The organism is Roseisolibacter sp. H3M3-2, from assembly GCF_029211165.1.
Taxonomy (GTDB): domain Bacteria; phylum Gemmatimonadota; class Gemmatimonadetes; order Gemmatimonadales; family Gemmatimonadaceae; genus Roseisolibacter.
The window spans coordinates 1-965 of the sequence record NZ_JARGEK010000704.1 but is presented as its reverse complement, the minus strand read 5'-3'; the positions used below and the strand labels follow the sequence as shown (position 1 = coordinate 965).

2 protein-coding genes are annotated in these 965 nt (G+C 56.6%); one reads left to right on the top strand and one right to left on the bottom strand.

Annotated elements, in window-relative coordinates; genetic code table 11:
• Nucleotides 1-180 (bottom strand): hypothetical protein (locus tag PYV61_RS25855; protein ID WP_275836765.1); only part of this gene is annotated, 180 nt, incomplete at its 3' end.
• Between the two features lie 33 nt (nt 181-213).
• Between PYV61_RS25855 and PYV61_RS25850 the strand changes: the two genes are divergently transcribed.
• The coding region (locus PYV61_RS25850; protein WP_275836764.1) for an IS5-like element ISAav2 family transposase at nt 214-965 on the top strand (752 nt) is incomplete at its 3' end.

Here is a 965-nt window from a genome sequence, read left to right as displayed (position 1 = left end):
GATCAATTCGAACGATGGCGGAACCTCATCCAGACTACGACTGATGAGATCGTCATAGTGCATGTAATGACCGGTGAATTCACTGTCATGAAGCTTGAGTTGCTTATTTACAGTGGGCAAATCAACGGCCAGCTTGTGTGGCGGAAACTCGATGGCTCCATCCAGGCGGCGTTGTTGCACAAATGCCGGTCGCAGCTGAGGTAGGCTCGGGAGATGAGAGAGACGAGCTGGGGTCGGGTTAAGTACCGCACAACGAACTGGAAGGCTTACAACGCAGCGTTGAAGGCGCGAGGTGAGCTGACCATTTGGCTCGATAGGGATATGCAGTGGCTAGCTCGGCCCACGGGCAAGCGTGGTCGTTGCCAGAAGTTCTCAGATGCGGCCATCCAGTTTTGCCTGACCATCAAGTGCTTGTTTGGCCAGCCCTTGCGCCAGACACTGGGCCTGGTTGAGTCGCTATTGGGTATGGCAGGCCTGCATTGGCCAGTGCCCGACTACAGCACGGTGTGTCGCAGGCAAAAGAGCTTGGATGTGCAGGTGCGCTACCGTGCAAGTGACAAAGGCTTGCACATGCTGGCCGACTCCACGGGCATCAAGTTCTTGGGCGAAGGTGAGTGGAAAACCAAAAAGCACGGTGCCGAGAGCCGCCGCCAGTGGCGCAAGGTGCATCTGGGTATTGATGCCCAGACACTGCAGATTCGGGCCATCGCAGTAACAACCAATGAAGTGGGCGACTCGCCCATGGCAGCAGACCTGCTAGGTCAAATTCCAAGCAATGAAGAGATAGCTAGCTTTACCGGTGATGGGGCGTACGACACGCAGGATGTACATAAGGCGTGCTACCTGCGGGGAGCCATTCCAATCATCCCGCCGCGCAAAGGAGCGAAGCTGCGCAAAGGGCTGGCATTTGCTCACCGCAATGAAGCGGTCAAGGCGTGTAGGCAGTTGGGGCGGGCTATCTGGAA